Raw genomic sequence first — 19769 nt, 5'->3', positions numbered from 1 at the left:
TCATACGAGGATGATAAGCGGGGCATCCCGTATCACGCATGAAACATGAGAAATCCTCATCCGGAATACTTTCCACCAATTCATGGACCGAATAGGCGATGTCATTTTCCTGAAGTTTCATTTCAACGTCCATGGGCAAAACCACTTGATTCATGTTATAATTTTTAAACATAAGAGCACCTCCGAGGTTATTGTGTAGGAACTTTAATTTTATCAGAGTGTGCTCTTATTTTTAATTGAAATGAAAAAAGACAACATAAATTGAGGAGCCCTGCGAACCAAATTGGTTCGCAGGGCTCCTTTTTGTTTCAGAGGCTGAGTTTTGTCCCAGCCTCTTTTTGCTGTTCGGAAGAAAGTTCCATGGACATTTTGTATGCACAAAGCCAACTATATCTATAAGAATAGAAACCTTTACGAGGAGGAACGAATCATGACTAATTCATTTGAAAGCTATGATGTAGATACGATTTCTTTACACGGAGGGCAGTCCCCGGATCCGACCACAGGATCTCGTGCGGTGCCGATTTACCAAACGACTTCCTATGTTTTCCACGACACAGAACATGCCCAGAGCCTTTTTGCGCTTGACGAGCCGGGAAATATCTATTCCCGAATCGGAAATCCGACCGTCGATGTTTTTGAAAAAAGGATGGCCCTCTTGGAGGGAGGAGTCGCTTCTGTTGCGACAGCTTCCGGAATGTCAGCCATTGCTCTATCCATTCTGAACATCGCAGGATCTGGAGACGAAGTCGTTGCCGCGTCGAACCTTTATGGCGGGACCTATAATTTATTCGCTAACACTTTACCGCGATATGGCATTAAAGTCCATTTTGTCGACCCGGAGGAGCCGGAAAACTTCCGAAAAGCGATTACAGATCGAACGAAAGCTGTCTTCGCTGAAACGATCGGAAATCCAAGCTTGCACGTGCTGGATATTGAAAAGGTAGCGGCCATCGCGCATGATCATGACCTTCCACTTCTAATCGATAACACATTCGCGACCCCTTATACATGCCGGCCGATTGAGCACGGAGCCGACATCGTTATCCACTCCGCGACGAAGTGGATCGGGGGCCACGGGACGGCCATTGGAGGAGTGGTCGTAGACGGAGGACAGTTTAACTGGGGAAACGGCAAGTATCCGGTTTTCACAGAGCCTGATAGTAGTTACAACGGAATCGTTTATACCGCCGACTTCGGAACGCTTGCTTATATTACGAAACTGCGTGTCCAGCTGCTTCGGGATTTTGGATCGTGTTTGAGCCCGCAGAATGCTTTCTTGTTGTTACAAGGGTTAGAGACGCTGCATTTGCGTGTCGCCCGTCACGGAGACAACGCCCAGGAAATTGCAGAATACTTACAAGGTCATCCTGATGTGAAATGGGTATCGTATCCAGGGCTCCCTACACATCCAGCCCATGAACTAGCCAACCGTTACCTTGATGGAGGGTATGGTTCGATCGTAAACTTTGGCATCAAAGGTGGACGGGAAGCCGGAAGACAAGTGATCAATAATATATCGCTCTGGTCCCATGTAGCAAACGTTGGAGATGCCAAATCATTGATCATCCACCCTGCATCAACGACACACCAGCAATTGTCTGTCGAAGATCTTGCTGCAAGTGGAGTGACAGAAGAATTAATCCGCTTATCCATTGGACTTGAGTCGAGCAAGGATTTGATTAATGATCTTGATCGTGCCATTGCGAAAGCGACAGGAAGAGCGCCGGAACAAACAGCGATCACCGAAAATGATGAAGGTGTCATCAAGTGGGCCTTAAGCTCCTCTAAAACCGAAGAAGATGGGGAAACGCGTCCAAAACGTTTGGCGGTCGTCGGATTGAGCGGGAAGCCTTCACGTCCGAGCCATCGTCTAGCGAGAAAAATGCAGAGGCTGGGTTATCAAATCGTCCCTGTAAATCCAAGAGAAACGGAAGTGCTTGGAGAGAAGGCGTATCCAGACCTAAGATCGATCCCATTCAAAGTTGATGTCGTGCAAGTGTTCCGCAGTCCGGAAGCAGCCATTGAAATTGCTAAGGAAGCAGCGGAAATCCGGCCGGACGTTTTCTGGCTGCAAGAAGGTGTCATCGCACCGAAGGCGGCCCAAATCGCAAGTGAAGCAGGGCTTGAAGTGGTCCATAACCGTTGTACGTATAAAGAGGCCCAGCGCTTACAGGGAACCATCGATACGTACGCATGTGAAATCTAAAACCCAACAATAGAGGATGTAACATGGGGCTGAAGAAAATGTTCATCACTATAGGTCATTACGGAGGAAGTTTTTCAGCAAAAGCGTGTTATGGACTGTTGGAAAAGGCTAAAGTTTCTGTAAGAATTTATCGAAGAGCTTCCAAAAATACAGGTCAGTGGGGAAAGTTTGCGGAGGGAATTGAAGAAGCGGAAAAAGTGGATTCTTGATAAAGAACGGCTGCCGCAAAGGCGGCCGTTTTTTTATGCAACGGGATAAAACAATATGCATGGATAAAGGGGAGTTCATGAATATGTAATAAATTCTAAACATTCTCATAATCTAGAAATAACTATGAATCTCGCGGTTTCAGTGGCCACTGAAAGTTGTACAACACCGTTTGGTACATAGTTGTTTTAGAAACTACCAGCAAATTCTATTCAATTTTCACTCATTCTATGTTATAATTTATAAAGCACATTTCCACACGCGCTGGTTGCAACCGTCTATGACGAGCCTGAATCACATTCATATCAAGGCTCAAAGGTACCGAACCCCATATTGTAAGTAAGTCTTTTTTTAATGCTTTTTTGACATGACTGGGTACATGTCGCCTTTGAAATTTTTCACTTTTTAAACAAAATAATAAGTAAGCGTTTTCATAATGTTGTAGGAGGTTACTTCATGAAACTAACAACCAAGATTTTTATAGGTTTGATTCTTGGTGCGATTGTAGGCTTGGGTCTGCATTTAGCTGCACCGGATCTGTTCAGTACGTTAGATGCTTATGTTTTCGGTCCTTTAGGTACGGTATTCTTAAATCTTATTAAAATGCTAGTTGTACCGATCGTATTCTTTTCTATCACCCTAGGTACCGCTTCTCTTGGCGACCCTAAGAAATTAGGTAGGATCGGTGGGAAGACCATTGCATTCTTCCTTGTTACAACGACGATTGCAATTAGTATCGCGATTTCTCTAGCCTACCTTTTCCAACCGGGAAATGTTGATATCAACCCTGCAGGTGCAGAGTATGAAGCTCAAGAAGCACCTGGTGTCGTTGAAACATTTACGAACATCATCCCAACAAACCCGATTCAGGCAATGACAGAAGGGAACATGCTTCAAATTATTGCCTTCGCTATCTTTATCGGTTTCGCACTAGCGATGCTTGGTAAGAAGACGGAAGGTATTTACAAGCTTGTCGAACAAGGAAATGAAATCATGATGTTCCTTGTAAATCTAATCATGCGCTTTGCTCCTTATGGTGCCTTCGGTCTCCTTGCTTCTGCAATAGGAACGATGGGAATCGACGGCATGAAAGGAATGGCTATGTACATGATTGTCGTCATCTTAGGATTGATTATCCATGGGATCGTCACGTACGGTTCTGCGGTCGCTTTCCTTGGAAAGATGAATCCAATCAAGTTCGTCAAAGGGTTCTTCCCTGCGATGACGGTCGGTTTCAGTACGTCAAGCAGTAGTTCAACGCTACCGATTTCCATGAAAACAGCTCAGGAAAATTTGAATGTGCCGAAGCCTGTCAGTAGTTTCGTCCAGCCATTGGGTGCAACCATCAACATGGATGGTACAGCCATCATGCAAGGGGTAGCGACGATCTTCATCGCTCAAGTTTACGGTTCTGATCTTTCTTTTGCGCAACTTGTAATGGTCGTTCTGACGGCGGTTCTTGCGAGTATCGGTACCGCGGGAGTTCCTGGTGTAGGGCTGATCATGCTTGCGATGGTTCTTAACCAAGTATCTCTGCCAGTCGAAGGGATCGCGCTAATCATCGGTATCGACCGACTGCTTGATATGTTACGTACATCCTTGAACATCACGGGTGACGCAGCATGTGCCGTCGTAGTCGCTGAATCTGAACGAAAACACGGCATTGATGAGGATGCCAAACGTATGGAAGCATAAAGCATAATAAACAAAAGTGCAACCTTTTTGGTTGCACTTTTTTTATTTTATTTAAAATGAAGTCTCCCAATCATCCATTTCCTTATATAAGTTATTAAACTAAATGGCAGGATTGTGTAAGACTCAGTTTCGAGATGTTTTTGGGGTTCGTTTGCCAAAATGGGAGTCAGGGGTGGATGGGAAGCAACTCGCTTTCCTGTGGGGGAGTGGCGAGCTTCCTCGGGCTACGCCCTGCGGGATCTCGCCGATCTCCTTTCTCCCACGGGAGTCTCGCAGCTTCCCAACCACCCCATACAATAAAGGTGAGAAACGACCCCTTTGCCTGGTATGCGTGTCTTTCACAAATCCTGATTCTATAGTAATAAAGCGTTCTATAACAGGATTTATACATTCAAAATGCGGTTGGAGAATCCATGTTGCTTCACTTTCCTTAGGAGTAAAAGCTTCCCTTTCCTGGAAGTGGTTTCGAGATACTTATATGGCAAGGGGGCGGAGGGGGATGGCGAGACTCCTGCGGAAAGCGAGTCATTCCCAGCAGCCCCCATCCACTCAACAAAAGTCTCGAAACTGAGTATCCAACAATAGGGAGCGTTTGTGAAGGAGGAGGGAAATGAAATTCAGATGTGTCTGGCTGTGTGATTCAAGCAGCTGGACTTTTTTATAGAATGCCACTAGATTTGTTGATTGGACACAAAGGGTTTCGTTTGAGAAAGCAGAATATAAGTAAGGAAGAATGAGAGAGGGTGACGTGTATCCAAAGCCTCTGATGGGTATAGTAACAGATAGATAACTTGGAAGAGGTGATACGATGTTTTATTCAGTGACGTTACAAAAAATAATCTTTCTTACAGGAATCGGTATTATTATCGGTGCCATCATCGGTTTTTCTTCTGTTCTCGGATTCGGTCTTGATGGTTCTGTTTTTGTCCTTTCTATGTTCTTGAGTATCATCAGTGTTTATGCGACGGCCATGTACGCGGAACTCTATCATATCCGTGAAGCCATCAATAAACAAAACAAGAACCTTTAAGGGGAATCATAGAAAAAACTGAATAATAGAATGGTTATGTATAAGACGCCTACAATCGCCATGGTCCAGTATGTACCCTTCGTAATTTTTTTAAAGACCACGAAGAAAGTGGCGATGACAGCGGAAATGATAAAAACACTATAAAATATGCCCAACTCCTTTAACCCCTTTCTTGATTATTGTTGCTATTGTAATGGATACGGGACAATTATGCGAGGGAGAGGATGGAATGTTTGGAATTGAGTGGGTAGCTGCGGTTTACCTGCAAGCTAGAAAGGGAACAATGGAAGATAGTATCCAGAGAGGATGGGTGCTCCATGACCCTGTTTGATGGATTGTTTTTAGTAGTGACGGTCTTTTGGCTGGCAGAGTTTTTTATCTTCAGAAATGATCGGTCGGGTGAAAGTGGTTCTTATGAACGCCGCTCTTTTCTGCTGATCCTCGCGGCCGTGGTCGTGACGCTCGTATTTTCTCTCTTAATGCAGGAATGGGACATTGGGATTATTTATTATCGAGGAGTCTGGTGGATAGGATTGGTGGTGTACGCGATTGGAGTAGGTCTGAGATATTGGGGGATTCTCCATCTGAAAGATCAGTTTACGCGCAATGTCTCAGTTCAAGAAGGCGACCGCCTCGTAAGTAGTGGTCCTTATCGTCTGCTCAGACACCCTCTTTATACAGGGCTTTTATTCATTATTATTGGGTTTTGTTCAGGACTCGGCAACCTGTATGCGGCACTCCTATGTGGAATTTTCATGACGATCGCATTACTACATAGAATTAAGCTCGAAGAAGCGATGCTCGTGGAGCAGCATGGGGAAAGGTATAGGAAATGGTGCCGTTCGAGGTACCGGCTGATTCCTTTTGTCTATTAATTTTGGAGGTGGATGGTTTTGAAAAAGAAAACAGCGGTTGTAGTGGGAGCAGGTTTAGGTGGTATGTCAGCAGCGATTCGACTGTCAGCAGATGGTTATGATGTGAAAATCATTGAAAAAAACAGCAACATAGGTGGAAAGCTGAACCGCAGAGAGGGGAAAGGATTCACGTTTGATACTGGACCATCCATATTGACGATGCCTTGGGTTCTTGAGCAGCTTTTTGAAAGTGTGCATCGCCGTCTTGAGGACTATATCACTGTAGAACGTGTCGAACCGCAGTGGCGCACATTTTTCGAAGATGGCACACAACTCGACGTAACGAGCGATCTACCTAATATGCTTGAGGAGATGGCCAAGGTTACCGAACGGCCGAACCGAAAGCTGACCGATTTCTTGTCCTACAGTCAGGATATGTATGAACTCTGTATGAAGAGTTTTTATAAATATAGTATCGAAGACTTGAAAGATTTGAAGAAACATCATAAATTAAGTGAATTATTCCAGATGGATCCGATGAATACGGTAGCGAAAGCGACGCACAAGCACTTTGATAACAAATATTTGGAGCAGTTGTTCAATTATTTTGTGATGTATGTAGGATCCAATCCTTACGCTACACCGGCTATTTTGAATCAGCTTGTCTATGTTCAGCTTGGGCTTGGCATCCATTATGTTAAAGGCGGCATGTACAAAATTGCTGAAGGTATGGGACGTCTTATGGAGGAGCTGCGTATCGATGTGGAATTGAATACTCCAGTCCAGCGATTTGTCGTTGATGGTGATCGTGTTATTGGTGTAGAAACGGCTGAGGGAACGATTCACGAAGCGGATGTTGTCATCTCTAACCTTGAGGTCATCCCGGCATATCGGAAGCTGGCTCCACAAACATCCAAAGTGAAGAAAGAAACAAAAGCTCTCGAGAAAAAGTTCGACCCGACCGTATCAGGACTTGTGCTATTGCTTGGAACGGATCGTAAATTCGAGAACTTAAAGCATCATAACTTCCTTTTCTCCGAAGATCCGGAAAAAGAATTCAAACAGATTTTTGAGGAAGGGAAGCCTGCGGATGATCCGACAATCTATATCGGAATTTCGGCAAGGTCTGATGAAACGCAAGCGCCTGAAGGGAAAGACAATCTTTTTGTACTGACGCACGTTCCGCCGCTCGAAAACAAAAAGCGTAAACCGATCGACTGGGATGCCTACCGCGAAACGGTGTTGGATAAGCTAGAGCGCATGGGCATGGAAGGGTTGCGTGATTCGATCGAGTTTGAGTATCGTTTTACTCCTGAAGATCTCGAGGCCTTATATGGCCCGAATGGTGGCTCTATTTACGGGATAGCGGCTGACCGCAAGTCCAATGGTGGATTTAAGATACCATCCAAGAGTCAAATTTACGACGGTCTTTATTTTGTCGGTGGCTCTACTCACCCGGGTGGAGGTGTACCGATGGTAACATTGTCGGGACAGCTGACTGCCGACTTGATTAAAGAGAGAGAAACAGAACCCGTTCACTAGTAAAAGAAAGCTCAGCGCCGCGGAGGCACTGAGCTTTCTGTATGAGAAAGGGGGGAGACTTCTCGCGTTCCATTCATTTACTGTTTACCGGGGCAGAGGGAAGGGAATGGTTGAAAAATGCCATATTGAAGTTGATTTGAAGGAGTTTTTTTATGAGCGACTGGATGATTTTTGCTCTGTTTTTTATATCAGGAATCTTAACATTTTTCATAGCCTCAAGGCTTGCAATATTTGGGGATGCGGTAAAAGAAAAAACGAAAGCATCTTCCGCTTTCATGGGAGCGATCATTGGTATAGCCATCTCGCTGCCTGAATTAACCTCAAGTGTTACGGCGATTGTCATTGACAGCCCTGACTTGGCTGTTGGAAACTTGATCGGAAGCAACCTGTTCAACATCATGGGTCTTGCGATTTTTGACATTGTCTATCGCCGCTATCAAATATTGACGCATGCAACGGTGGAAAGTAAGTTATATGGCTGGCTTGTGATCTTTATGACACTTATCGTCATGGCTGGTTTGAGTTTGACCTTACCGACCCATGTTTTCCACATTAGTTACACGTCGATTGTCATTGTGGTTCTTTACTTTGTTGGTTCAAAATTCATCAATGACCGGACAGAATACCAGGGTAGAAAAGTGAAACGACAAAATGAACGATACAAGGATTATTCATACAAACAGGTGCTTTGGCGCTTTGTTCTATATGCTTTTCTAATTATGGTTATTGGTAGCGTATTGACCATTACGGCTGAGCGGATATCCGTCATAACGGGGATCGGTGCGTCCTTTATCGGTGCATTTTTAGTGGCGATCAGCACGTCATTACCTGATGCTGTCAGTGTAGGGACAGCGCTCAAGCTCAGGAACTTCAATCTCGGAATCAGCTCGTTGCTCGGAAGTAATGCCTTCAACCTGATGATTCTTGCGATAACAGATTTTATTTATTTTAAAGGGAATCTTTTACAACAATCGTCTCCTGCAAACATGATCACAGGGATAACGTCCATCGTGTTCATTCTATTAATCATCTACAGTATTACACGCAAGAATGTTCGTGCATGGAATTACTTGATTCCTTCCTTCTTAATTATTGTGAGCTATTTTGTCACTACGTATCTAGCGTTTCAAATGAAATGATAAGAATTGGCTCCCTGGATTAGAGGAAGTTGTTTGTCCATTGGATTAGAATTTTTTCGACTCTAGACCAACGAAATAGAAGAGGAAGATGTGAAGCGAAAGGTGGGGAGTGGATGGAGTGGCCCGAACGGTTAGTAAATGAAGCAAAAAAGAGGATGGAACCTTATGATGTAGAAGGTTTCGTTCTTGGCAAAGGGGATGATCGTGGCAGGGTCATGATTGTCGGCGAAGCGCCTGGTGAAAATGAAGCGATTAAAGGGGAGCCCTTTATTGGAAGGGCGGGCGATGAACTGGACAAACAGCTCGACTATCTCGGTATGGCCAGAGAAGATGTTTATATCACGAGTGTAGTAAGAAGCCGGCCCTACAAATGGGTGAAGACGACCAAGAAGGGGATGGGGGGCAAACGGAAAGCTAACCGCAAACCAAACCAAAAAGAAATCTATGCTCATGCCAAACTTCTCGATTATCAAATTGAACAAATGAAGCCTGACATCATTATCGCCCTTGGAGGAGTGGCTTATGAACGGTTGACCGGTGACAAAGGGAAAATCAGTGATGTCGTTGGTGAAGCCATCCGTACCCCTGTCCAGAAGGAAGAAGAAGGGGGATATAGAAAGTCTGAGGAAGAATATACCATTGTTCCCCTCTATCATCCGGCGGCCGTGTTTTATAATCCGAAAATCAAGGAGGATATCTATCGGTCACTTGATCGATTGAAAGATTATTTGGAGCGTGATAGATAGTAATATTCTTCAGCAATTGTGAGTTTTAATTTAAAGGAGAGCTGCCAGCAACGGTGGCCCTCCGTATAAGGGATCAACTGTCTTCTTTGTGGTTCATCTGAACTTTTTCAAATACAAAGTAGCCTTGTGTGCTGGCCGTTACAGATCCTATGCCTGTGCTTCTCCAGCTGCGGATGGCGATTCGGTTTTTGTCTTCTTCTCCTTTGATTTTGTAAATTTTCGTTTCAGGGAGAAAAGCGGTTACGCTCTCTAAAGCGTCAGACTCCTCCCCGGGATTTTTGTGGTTGATGGTTCCGATTACTTCTCCGAGCTCCTTAGGTGTTACTCTCTTTGCCGTTTGGAAAAACTGCTCATCCTCATGAATGACGTACGTTTCCCTGACCATCATCGACGTCATATGTTTTTTGGAATTATCTGCTTTTACAAAAGTAGATGGTGGCTCTACAGCTGCTGTTTTCAGCTCGGGAACGGTGTCTTTGGTCATCAACAAACCAGCTGTTTCCGGTGGTTGTTGGTTTTGTGAAAGTTGCCAGCCTGTAAAAAGGAGAAGGGCTGCCGTTGGGATGAGGAAAGTCTTCGTGCCCGTGTGTGGTTGCTTTTGTATCTTTTTTTGGGAAGATTTCAAGACCATTTTTTTCATATGTCTTTCGTCAAAGGGGACCTGATCATATTTCACTTTCTGGTCCATTTTTTTCAATTTACGATCAATCAAATCACTCACTCTGGGAACTCCCTTCCGATGTTAACCTTTCTTGCAGTAGTTGGCGTGCGCGTCTTAAGCGAGTCTTTACTGTGTTCGGACTTGTATTCAGCACGTTCGCCAATTCATTGATGTCGAACTCTTCAAAGTAATATAGAATGATGATTTCTCTGTATTTATCTTCAAGCTTCAGGACATGTGCCAGCAGGGTTTCATCCTCGTCCTGCTGCAACACGAATTCTTCCGGCGTCTCCTTTGTTGAGGGGATGGAACGGAATAGTTCCGTGCCTTTTTTGACGACCCTCTTCATGTAAGAACTTTTTAAATGATCCTTACACAAGTTAATGGTAATTTTGTACAACCACGTTTTTATGGTGGATTCTTTTTTGAAACTGGTATATTTCTGGTATGCTTTAATAAATGTTTCTTGAGTGATATCTTCGGCAATCGCATAATCTTTTACATACGAATAAGCGAGCCATTTTAAATCATGGCCGTATTCTTGAATCCATTCTTCCAGCCGTTCCTCACCATGTTCTTCGGGTTCATATGTAGATTGTGAGCGTTGGTTGTGTATCAATTTTTCCCACCTCATCTGTTTAGACGACACTCCCCGAGAATAAGTTTTTGCTTTGCTTGATTTCTTATGATCTTATCTATGTATTCGATAGACATCACCGTTTTCCTTTATATAATAAAGAGGGAGGATCGTGAGTGTATGCGATCCTCTGCGATTATCGGAGGGGTATGGAATGCAAAGACCTGGACGTTGGCTTGCTGTTGTAGGGTTTTTCTTATGGCTGATATGGAAATTCTCCTTTTCTATTGAGTGGCTGGAATTTTCGATAGGTTTTAGTTTATTTGTCCTTGTTCCACTTTTACTTGAAGAAGCAGTCAAAGATTCTCGGAAAAATCGAGCGGATCATTGGTTGTGGCAGTGTCTCGTATGTTTGCTCCCATTTTCCATATCAGGTGTTCTATCTTTATCCATGCCGTCGGGATGGGAAGCGGCGGCTTGGGGATTGATTTGGTTCATTTATACATTATCCTTGGCAGTGGGAGGCGTTTGGCGTTTCCGGTTGCGTCAAGGGGCAAGAGTGGAAGAGCTGAGCATTGATGCTGGTTTTCTATATTTAGCTTTCGCTGGCCTTTTCCTTTTCTTCTCCCGTCTCCCTGTAAAAAATTTCGGTTCATTTTCGACACGGGAATGGATTGTTTTGGCTTTGTTTTTTCATGGAGTCGTTTTTTTATTGGCGGTGATCACCGGTTTCTTTGGTCGGTACCGAAAAGAGATGGCAGTTAAGCCGAAAAAGCAAGTCGATCGTCCTTACCGTTTTTTAGTTATTACGGTTCTCGTCAGTCCAGTCATCGGTTTTTTCAGTCTTTTTTATGAAACGGAAGCCATTATTCTTTCGGTTGTTATTTTTTCATTTTTGCTCGTTTGGATGTGCCTGTGGTGGTTCTGGTTATCGGTTGAGTTTAAGCCTTGGGTACAGACGGCGTTAATTTTGACGAGCTTTATGGGTTTCAGTATCGTTGGCAGTGCGTTGTGGAAGGGATTGAGTATCGGCCGTTTGAGTAGCGTGGGGATGCTTGCGACCATTCCGCCGTATGGATTCTTTTCTGCCTTACTCTTTTCTTGGCTGATTGTTTTTGCGTGGAGGGGTGTAAATAAACCACGGCGAATCCTGCCCGAGAGTGATTAGTGGGGTGAAAAAGTTTCACGTGGAACTTGGATCATTCTGTCGATATTTTCCATGTTCTACTATGAAGAATAGCTGAAGCTTCCTCTTCAGTTATCATGGATTTATGCTATAATAAAAGTGAAACGGCGACAGCTGCAACTGTCGCCAAGATACCGTTCGTATATCATGGATTTTAGGCCTTCGCTACGTGTGGAGGTCTATTTTTTATTGTTCATTTTTATGATGAGCGCAAGGAGCGTAATGATGAACGTTCCGAACGCTAACATGATCATCAGAGATTCATATGTGCTCATCGATGGCCTCACACCCTTTCTATCACAGTCTTTATCTTCAAATAGAGAACGGTATCTATCTACAAGGATACCATATTTTGCGAAAAATAAGAACGTGTGTTCGTAAAATAGACAGAAGGAACTAAAAACTCCGGCTCACCTTAAGATGAGCCGGAGTCTTTTATATGATTGACCTTGGAATAGTAGGGGGAACCAAGGTGAATCCACAGTGTTTTATTGTGCTGTCTTTGTCTCTGAAGGTGTTTTTGTTTTTTGTTCAGACTCAGAATTCAAACCGTCGAGTCGGTGGAGCAATCCGACACCGAAATCGTTACCTGTGCTTGGATTGATGTTCTCGTTGAAGATTCCACGGCTTGTTTCGTAGGCCTGGGATCCGTGTTCGGAGAAGTCGAGTCCGGATATTTCCTCTTGTCTGGAAACGCGGATGCCAACAGTGCTTTTAACGATGAAGACAACGGCTGCGGTTGTTAGCATTGTCCAGGCAATGACAGATAGGACACCGATGGCCTGAATGCCTAGAAGGCTTGCGCCACCACCGTAGAAGAGACCACCTTCCACAGCGAAAAGACCGACAGCGATCGTACCCCAAATGCCGCAAATTCCGTGAACAGCGATGGCACCGACGGGATCATCAATGCGAACGACTCGATCAAGAAACTGGACGGCTTCTACTAAAATAATACCAGCGATTAAACCGATGGCAAGAGCCCCGGCTAAAGAAACGTTGGCTGTTCCTGCTGTAATCCCTACTAAGCCTGCGAGAGCACCATTCAACGTAAGAGAAGCGTCAATGCGTTTGAACTTAGCGTAAGAATAAAAGGCAGAGCTGATAATTCCTGCTGATGCAGACAACAGAGTGGTTGCGATAACAGAAGGAACAAGAGACGGATCGGCAGCTAGTGTACTTCCGCCGTTAAATCCGAACCACCCGAACCATAGGATGAAGACACCAAGAGCGCCTAAAGGAATGTTATGACCTGGAATGACGTTTACCTTCTTACCACTGTATTTACCAAGACGTGGTCCCAGAAACATGACAGTGACGATGGCGCCGAGCGCGCCTGTTAAGTGGACGACTGTCGAACCGGCAAAATCAACAAATCCTAGCTCGGAAAGCCAACCTCCACCCCAGACCCAGTGTCCAACGACAGGGTAAATGAAGCCGGTCATAACCACAGTAAGGAGAAGGTAGGATCCTAGTTTCATACGTTCAGCGACGGCGCCGGAAATGATCGTGGCACACGTAGCTGCGAATACCGCTTGGAAAACGAAGAACCCGATTTGATCTTCTTGACCGCTTAAGAGGAAACCGTCAATTCCGATGATCCCACCGCCGGAGGTACCAAACATGATACCGTAACCAACGACAAAATAAAGGACTGCAGCGATGGACATCGTCATGAAGTTCTTCATCAGGATGTTCAGTGCATTCTTTGAACGGGTGAATCCGGCTTCGACCATGGCGAAGCCTGCGTGCATGAAGAATACTAAGAAAGCGGCAATCATGACCCATACCATGTCGACGGATTGCAGAACGGACTCTGCAGAGATTGCTGTTTCAGCGCTTGCGACAACTGGGAATCCTAGAAGAGCAAATAGAAGCAGAGGGGCGATTTTTTTCATAAATGAATTCTTCCTTTCGAATAAAGTATTAGATTAGTGCTTGTTTTCCAGTTTCTCCTGTTCGGATGCGGAACACTTCATCAATCGTAGAAACGAATATTTTTCCGTCGCCGACTTCATCTGTAGCACAGGTATTGATGATGACATCAATCACTGAACCTAGTTCACTGTTCTCAACGACCATTTCTACCTTTACTTTTGGATAGAGCTTAATTTCAAAACGACTGCCTCTGAAGATTCCTTCCTGACCTTTTTGCTGACCGCATCCGGCAACTTCTGATACCGTTAGTCCTTTCACGCCTAGTTCATCCAGGCTCTGCCTCAAATCCTGGAATGCTTCGGGACGGATGATTGCCTCCACCTTTTTCATGACTATAGTCCTCCTTTTTACATTGTGTAAGGTTTCTTAACACAATGAGTAAGTAATTAAATCTAACTATAAAATAAATATTCTGAAAAATCAATACACTTTTTGATAGTATGTTAGAAAAGTTGACATAAAAGCGTTTTCTTGTTTAAAAAAGAAGACCAGGTCATCCATATTCTGGATGACCTGGTCAGGTAATAATTGGTATAAAACTGTATTAGAGGTCGTCGAAGCCGTTGGTTTCGGACACTTTGGTGTACTGACGTGATTTTTGTTCGAAAAAGTCGGACTTTCCTTCATCGACTTCCTGGTAAGCACGGATCCATTTCAATGGATTTTCTGTATAAGAAGGGAACGGCTTTTCTGCTCCAAGAAGCCTGCAGCGTTTGTTGGCAATGTAACGGATATAGTCTTCCAGGTCCTGAATCGGAATGCCTGGGAATTGGTTCCCGATTAGGTTACGTGCCCATTTGATTTCTAAATCAGCCGCTTGTTTGAACGTATCGGTCACGAACGTCCGGTAGTAATCGTGATCCAACGCGGGGTTTTCATGTAATGTTTCGTTAAATATATGCCCGAACAAACTGACGTGGATTTGTTCATCACGGTTGATGTAGTTGATCATCGTACTTGTGGAGACCATCTTTTGATTTCTCGCAAGATTATAGAAAAAGGCGAAACCGGCATAAAAGAAGAGACCCTCGAGCACGACATCATAAACAATCGACTTCAGAAAACTGTCCACGGAAGGATCATCGGCGAATGCCTGATATCCATCAGTAATAAAGTTGTTGCGTTCTTTGAGCACTTCATCATGCTTCCAGTAATCAAAAATCTTTTCCTGTTCTCCTTGATCGACAAGCGTGGACAGAACGTAAGAGTAAGATTGATTATGCACGACTTCCTGAAAGGCGAGCACTTGCATTAAGGCAGATAGACTCGAGTCTGTTAAATAGTCCGCGATTTTTCCTGAATAATCGGTTTGTATAGAATCCAAAAAAGCGAGCAGACCGATGATTTTCTTGAATGCGGTCTGTTCTTGCTCTGAAAGATCCGGCCACTGCTTCAAGTCGTTGCTCATATTGATTTCATTAGGAATCCAGAAATTTGCAAGCATGGTCTTGTACATCGGGTACGCCCACGAATAGCGGGTATTATCCCAATTTAAGATGTTCGAACTTCTTCCGTTGATGACACCTGTCGAGGCATTTGGTGCTTCATAATCGACGAGCTTTCTTTTTTGTATCGATGCCGTCATGTAGGCTTCCTCCTTTTTATGATGAGCAGACTTCACAATCATCAAATTCTTCCTGACTGGATGTTGATCGCGTATAGTAGGTCGTTTTCAATCCGTGTTTCCATGCGGACAAGTGTAAATTCAACAACTCTTTCGCCTGGATGTTGTTCCGTACATAGAGATTAAACGAGATGGATTGATCGATATATTTTTGTCTGATGCTGTTCTGCCTGATGGATGCGTGTTGGTCTACATCGTAGGCGGATGGATAATACCCATAGGTTTCATGGGTTAAATCAGGTGCGGTAACAGGAATCTTGTAATCTTTTTTCTCTTCGGAATAAAACTTTTTGAAAATCGGATCAATACTGGCCGTACTTCCTGCAATGAGGGAGGTACTTGAATTCGGTGCTACAGCCATCAAATATCCATTTCTCATTCCATTCTTGGAAACCTTGTCTTGCAAGGCTTTCCAGTTCCATGTGCCCTCTTGGTCAAACGTTCGTTTAATGAAAAAATCTCCTGTTTGCCAGTCTGATCCTTCGAATAGAGGATAGCTTCCTTTTTCGGCAGCCAAATCAGCACTAGCCTCAATAGCGTGATAGGCGACGGCTTCATACACTTCCTCTGTATAGTCGAGCGCTTCCTGGGATTCCCAGTCGATCTTCTTCTTGGCAAGAAGGTGGGCCCATCCGAAGGTGCCGAGCCCAACGCCACGGTAAGACTGGTTCGTGAGCTGTGCTTGTAACACGGGAATGGTATTTCTGTCGATGACGTTATCGAGCATACGAACTTGAATCGAAATCAAGCGCTTCAGAACACCGTTCGTGACGGCACGACCGAGATTGATGCTCGACAGGTTACAGACAACAAAATCTCCTGGTGTCTTCACAGATATGATTTTACCGTCTTCCACGTATTGTTCATCCTGGATGGTCGGTTTTTGATTCTGGGTGATCTCTGTACAAAGATTGCTGCAATAAACCATACCCGCGTGACTGTTCGGATTCATGCGGTTGACTTCATCCCTGTAAAACATATACGGCGTTCCTGTTTCAAGCTGACCGATCATGATGCGCTTCATAATTTCGATCGCTGGGACTTTCTCTTTAGAAAGGTCGGGATGGGCGACACAGGCGGCATATTTCTCCCGGAAGGATCCAGACCCTCTTTTTTCATCAAAATGGTCTTCCAGCGAGTAGCCCATGATGCTGCGGACTTCATGAGGGTCGAACAAGTACCAGTCTTCACGGTTTTCCACTGCCTCCATAAAGAGGTCAGGGATGGATACCCCAGTGAAAAGGTCATGAGTCCGCTGGCGTTCGTCCCCGTTGTTCAATCGGCTGTCGAGGAAAGGGAAGATATCTTTGTGCCATACATCTAAATATACAGCGACAGCTCCCTGGCGCTGCCCCAGTTGGTCCACGCTGACAGCGGTGTTGTTGAGTTGTTTCATCCATGGGAGGATCCCTGATGAGACGCCTTTGAATCCACGGATGTCACTGCCGCGGCTCCTGATTTTACCTAAGTAAACTCCGATGCCCCCACCGTGCTTACTCAGGTTGGCGATGTCGGTATTGCTGTCATAGATGGACTGTAAGGAATCATCGATGGTGTCGATGAAACAGGAACTCAGCTGTCCATACCGTTTTCCTGCATTTGCGAGGGTAGGAGTAGCTACAGTCATATACAAATGACTCAGCGCCCAATACGCTTCTTTGACGAGAGGAAGGCGCTTCGATGCTTTTTCTTCCGCCATCAACACCATGGCGATGATCAGGAAACGTTCTTGTGGGAGTTCGTAAACCTCTTTCGCTTTGCTTTTCGCAAGATATCGGTCGCTTAATGTCTTCAAACCAATATAAGTGAAGAGATGATCGCGATCAGGTACGATAGAATCCTCTAATTCTTCTATTTCCTTTTTTGTGTAGTATGTAAGGAGATTCCTGCTGTAAATGTTCTTTTCAATCAACGTTTGGATCAGCCCGTAAAAGTCTTCATAAGGTCCAGGTGTGGATCGATTGTGAGCAGATTTTTCGTACATGTCTTCCAGGTGGATGCGGCTTGCTACATACGTCCAATCTGGATTCGATTCATCGATTTCCGCCAGACACTCTAAAATGAATGCATCTTTGTCATTCTTGAGGGTGGGGGACTTATCAATGAGTCGTTGCACATTTAAATGGGGAAAATCTGCTTGCCATTGTTGAATTCTCTCTTGCCAGGACGTGTTTCTTGTTAAGGTTTCCATTATTTTTCACTCCTTGAAAATGAAGGTGTACGATCATGAATAGTCAGGGTTCGGAAAAATAAAAAAAATCCGCTCAACGAAAATTGAGCGGATGAAACCATGAAACGAAGAGAAGACACGAGAGCCTTCGTTCCATCGCTTCATCTTCTCAATCCCCGAAGAAGTTGAAACTGCGACGAACGAAGACAGGTCTCCTGGCTGACACTCGATCTTACTCTGGTCCTTCCCGTGCAAAGCACAGTGGAATGTCCATTTCGCGAGTGATGACAGTTGCGGGGGCAGCTCCGGATTTTAACCGGATTCCCTATTAAGCCTTGTGGCATCTTCTGTTCGTAGATACTATATATAGTGTTTATTTAAGTTTATATTAGCTTATATTGTGTTTCTATCATAACGCTGAAGAAGGAATCATGCAACTCTTTTTTATCGAACTTCGACAAGAATAGAGCTATCATCTCTGTTGTGTTCCGCTATAATGGAGGATAGGAAATATATTTGAAAGGGATGATGGTGTGGCTCAAACATTTAATTGGCATAAGGAAGCGGAAAAGCAATGGAATGATCGTGCGGAAATGTGGAACTCAAAAAGTCGTGAGATGTGGGACGACGGGAGCCGGTGTACGATTGTCCCTTTTTTGACAAAGCATGTAACTAAAGGGAAAATCGCTGATCTTGGGTGTGGAGATGGTTATGGATCGTATCTGCTTTACAAAGCAGGCTTTAATGTTACAGGACTCGATTTGTCAGAAGACATGGTCACGCGAGCGAATGAACGAGTGAATGATGAGCGGATCTCATTTGTTCAAGGAGATTTGACAGACCTGCCGTTTAAAGATGAATCGTTTGACGCGGCGATGGCGATCAATTCATTAGAATGGACGGAAGTCCCGTACAAGGGCCTGGAAGAAATGAAGCGGATTTTGAAGCCGGGCGGCCGATTATGTGTCGGCCTACTCGGACCTACAGCGATGCCGCGTATCAATAGTTATCGCAGGGTATATGGGGAAGAGGTCATTTGTAACACGATGATGCCATGGGAACTTCAAAAAATGGCAGAAGAAACCGGCTGGACCTATGTAGAAGGTCAAGGAGTGTATAAACGTGGGGTGGAAGACCATCACATCGCGCAGCTGGATGAAGAATTAAAACAAGCCTTAACCTTCATGTGGATCTTCATCTTTGAAAAACAATAAACAACAAAAGCACCCGATAAGCGGGTGCTTTTTGTTTGGGAATAAATGTATGACCTGGTACACCAGATAAATACATAGATGTAAATAAGTGTATGACCAGGTCGTTCCTTTATTCTCCTTCCTCGGTCCAGAGGAATTCCTTGAGTAATTGGTCGACTTCTTCGAGTTCGTGGAGGCCGGAATGTGTGGCTAGCGGGTTGTAGAGGCGTTTTTCCTCATACTGTCCAAAGGGGACGATTTTTTCCAATCCACTCACACTCGAGGCATGGACAAGGCCGTCCCAATGCTCGGCTTCAGGGTCTTCGGCATTGATGACACCAGCTATAGCAAACACTTCCACATCATTGGGGAACTGGTCCTTATTCTGCACCATCTGCTTTAAAGCTTGAGACTTCGGCCGCAGGTCAGTTGTTGCCGCTCCGTAATTGGATGCGAAGTAGCCTTCTTTTTCAATGCCTTTAAAGGGGCTAGCAATGACGGACAGTTTCTCTACTCGAGGAACAGAATATTGGTGGTCGCTCAACAAGTAATTGACCGATGCGATACCTCCCATCGAGTGGCCGACGAGGTTCACTTGTTGGATGTTGTAATCGGCTTTTAAACGCCGCATGATTTCAGAAAGCCAATGGGTCTGGTTATAGATACTTGCACGATTGTTTTCAAAAAGCACTTGGATGAATGGATTGTGTGTTTCAGCAAAACCCCCTCGGATGGTGACATGCCCACGGCTGGAGACATACACTGTCATATGTTTCTGTCCCCATTGTAAGTTCTGCATCCGGTCCATCATCGTTTCGAAGCTTCGCGGGCCACCTTTAAAGCCATGCACGAACAATGTGGGTACAAGGTCTTCACGGTCCACGGGTTCAGAGCTTCCGGGTCTTGAGTTAATCATAAAAAAGAGCAGGCCGATCAGAAGGGAGCCCATCAAAATCGGCGCCCATTTTTTCCATAGCATAACGTTTTCCTCCTGAAAA

At 44.6% G+C, this 19769-nt stretch carries 19 protein-coding genes, 1 pseudogene and 1 riboswitch; of the genes and pseudogenes, 10 read left to right on the top strand and 10 right to left on the bottom strand.

The window, feature by feature from the left end:
* A pseudogene (locus tag BLS23_RS21570) lies at nt 1–172 on the bottom strand (IS5/IS1182 family transposase); the annotation flags it as partial.
* Between the two features lie 258 nt (nt 173–430).
* On the opposite strand from BLS23_RS21570, the gene BLS23_RS19840 reads away from it, so the two are divergent.
* The 4 genes from BLS23_RS19840 to BLS23_RS19825 all read left to right on the top strand — a co-directional run bounded on the left by BLS23_RS19840 (nt 431) and on the right by BLS23_RS19825 (nt 5141).
* Nucleotides 431–2209 (top strand): PLP-dependent aspartate aminotransferase family protein, encoded by a 1779-nt coding sequence (locus tag BLS23_RS19840; RefSeq protein ID WP_089654748.1) that lies wholly within the window; start codon nt 431–433, stop codon nt 2207–2209.
* Nucleotides 2210–2232: 23 nt separating this feature from the next.
* Nucleotides 2233–2418, top strand: coding sequence for a hypothetical protein (locus BLS23_RS19835; protein WP_089654747.1), 186 nt, complete (start codon nt 2233–2235; stop codon nt 2416–2418).
* 454 nt (nt 2419–2872) lie between these two features.
* Entirely contained in the window at nt 2873–4111 is a 1239-nt protein-coding gene (locus tag BLS23_RS19830; protein ID WP_089654746.1) for a dicarboxylate/amino acid:cation symporter, read from the top strand.
* Between the two features lie 808 nt (nt 4112–4919).
* Complete coding sequence (locus BLS23_RS19825) at nt 4920–5141, top strand: hypothetical protein (RefSeq protein WP_089654745.1); 222 nt, start codon at nt 4920–4922, stop codon at nt 5139–5141.
* On the opposite strand, the gene BLS23_RS21875 is transcribed toward BLS23_RS19825, so the two are convergent.
* On the bottom strand, nt 5138–5296 hold the full coding sequence (locus BLS23_RS21875; protein ID WP_167356128.1) for a hypothetical protein: 159 nt from the start codon (nt 5294–5296) through the stop codon (nt 5138–5140). The two genes, BLS23_RS19825 and BLS23_RS21875, sit on opposite strands and share 4 nt — an antisense overlap.
* A gap of 162 nt (nt 5297–5458) precedes the next feature.
* On the opposite strand from BLS23_RS21875, the gene BLS23_RS19820 reads away from it, so the two are divergent.
* The 4 genes from BLS23_RS19820 (at nt 5459) to BLS23_RS19805 (ending at nt 9422) form a co-directional block, all read left to right on the top strand.
* Entirely contained in the window at nt 5459–6016 is a 558-nt protein-coding gene (locus BLS23_RS19820; RefSeq protein WP_089654744.1) for a methyltransferase family protein, read from the top strand.
* Between the two features lie 12 nt (nt 6017–6028).
* Nucleotides 6029–7537: a phytoene desaturase family protein gene (locus BLS23_RS19815; protein ID WP_089654743.1), complete on the top strand. Its 1509-nt coding sequence runs from the start codon at nt 6029–6031 to the stop codon at nt 7535–7537.
* A 152-nt stretch (nt 7538–7689) separates the two neighbouring features.
* Nucleotides 7690–8676, top strand: a complete 987-nt coding sequence (locus BLS23_RS19810; protein WP_089654742.1) for a sodium:calcium antiporter — start codon at nt 7690–7692, stop codon at nt 8674–8676.
* A gap of 113 nt (nt 8677–8789) precedes the next feature.
* Nucleotides 8790–9422 (top strand): uracil-DNA glycosylase, encoded by a 633-nt coding sequence (locus tag BLS23_RS19805; RefSeq protein WP_089654741.1) that lies wholly within the window; start codon nt 8790–8792, stop codon nt 9420–9422.
* Between the two features lie 73 nt (nt 9423–9495).
* Here the strand turns inward: BLS23_RS19805 and BLS23_RS19800 are convergent, their stop codons facing one another.
* Nucleotides 9496–10143, bottom strand: a complete 648-nt coding sequence (locus BLS23_RS19800; protein ID WP_089654740.1) for a hypothetical protein — start codon at nt 10141–10143, stop codon at nt 9496–9498.
* Nucleotides 10136–10702 carry a sigma-70 family RNA polymerase sigma factor gene (locus tag BLS23_RS19795; RefSeq protein WP_244157286.1) on the bottom strand — a complete coding sequence of 189 codons (567 nt, stop codon included), beginning with the start codon at nt 10700–10702 and terminating at the stop codon, nt 10136–10138. Before BLS23_RS19795 ends, BLS23_RS19800 begins: the two co-directional genes overlap by 8 nt.
* Before the next feature lie 172 nt (nt 10703–10874).
* Between BLS23_RS19795 and BLS23_RS19790 the strand changes: the two genes are divergently transcribed.
* Nucleotides 10875–11828, top strand: a complete 954-nt coding sequence (locus tag BLS23_RS19790) for a YndJ family transporter (protein WP_089654738.1) — start codon at nt 10875–10877, stop codon at nt 11826–11828.
* Nucleotides 11829–12025: 197 nt separating this feature from the next.
* Here the strand turns inward: BLS23_RS19790 and BLS23_RS19785 are convergent, their stop codons facing one another.
* The 5 genes from BLS23_RS19785 to BLS23_RS19765 all read right to left on the bottom strand — a co-directional run bounded on the left by BLS23_RS19785 (nt 12026) and on the right by BLS23_RS19765 (nt 17599).
* Complete coding sequence (locus BLS23_RS19785) at nt 12026–12121, bottom strand: putative holin-like toxin (protein ID WP_075037849.1); 96 nt, start codon at nt 12119–12121, stop codon at nt 12026–12028.
* Between the two features lie 213 nt (nt 12122–12334).
* On the bottom strand, nt 12335–13744 hold the full coding sequence (locus tag BLS23_RS19780) for an ammonium transporter (RefSeq protein WP_089654736.1): 1410 nt from the start codon (nt 13742–13744) through the stop codon (nt 12335–12337).
* A 28-nt stretch (nt 13745–13772) separates the two neighbouring features.
* Nucleotides 13773–14114, bottom strand: coding sequence for a P-II family nitrogen regulator (locus tag BLS23_RS19775; RefSeq protein ID WP_089654735.1), 342 nt, complete (start codon nt 14112–14114; stop codon nt 13773–13775).
* A gap of 214 nt (nt 14115–14328) precedes the next feature.
* The gene (locus BLS23_RS19770; protein WP_089654750.1) at nt 14329–15369 is read right to left on the bottom strand and encodes a ribonucleotide-diphosphate reductase subunit beta; all 1041 of its coding nucleotides are present in this window, start codon (nt 15367–15369) and stop codon (nt 14329–14331) included.
* 16 nt (nt 15370–15385) lie between these two features.
* Nucleotides 15386–17599, bottom strand: a complete 2214-nt coding sequence (locus BLS23_RS19765) for a ribonucleoside-diphosphate reductase subunit alpha (RefSeq protein WP_089654734.1) — start codon at nt 17597–17599, stop codon at nt 15386–15388.
* A 168-nt stretch (nt 17600–17767) separates the two neighbouring features.
* A riboswitch (cobalamin riboswitch) is annotated at nt 17768–17941 on the bottom strand.
* A gap of 230 nt (nt 17942–18171) precedes the next feature.
* On the opposite strand from BLS23_RS19765, the gene BLS23_RS19760 reads away from it, so the two are divergent.
* Entirely contained in the window at nt 18172–18792 is a 621-nt protein-coding gene (locus tag BLS23_RS19760) for a class I SAM-dependent methyltransferase (RefSeq protein WP_089654749.1), read from the top strand.
* A gap of 109 nt (nt 18793–18901) precedes the next feature.
* On the opposite strand, the gene BLS23_RS19755 is transcribed toward BLS23_RS19760, so the two are convergent.
* Nucleotides 18902–19750 carry an alpha/beta hydrolase gene (locus tag BLS23_RS19755; protein WP_089654733.1) on the bottom strand — a complete coding sequence of 283 codons (849 nt, stop codon included), beginning with the start codon at nt 19748–19750 and terminating at the stop codon, nt 18902–18904.
* Nucleotides 19751–19769 lie beyond the last annotated feature (19 nt).

This window comes from Halobacillus aidingensis (assembly GCF_900104185.1).
GTDB classification, from domain to species: Bacteria; Bacillota; Bacilli; order Bacillales; family Halobacillaceae; genus Halobacillus; species Halobacillus aidingensis.
Note: the sequence above shows the minus strand (reverse complement) of the source record. Positions and strands in the feature narration are given on the sequence as shown.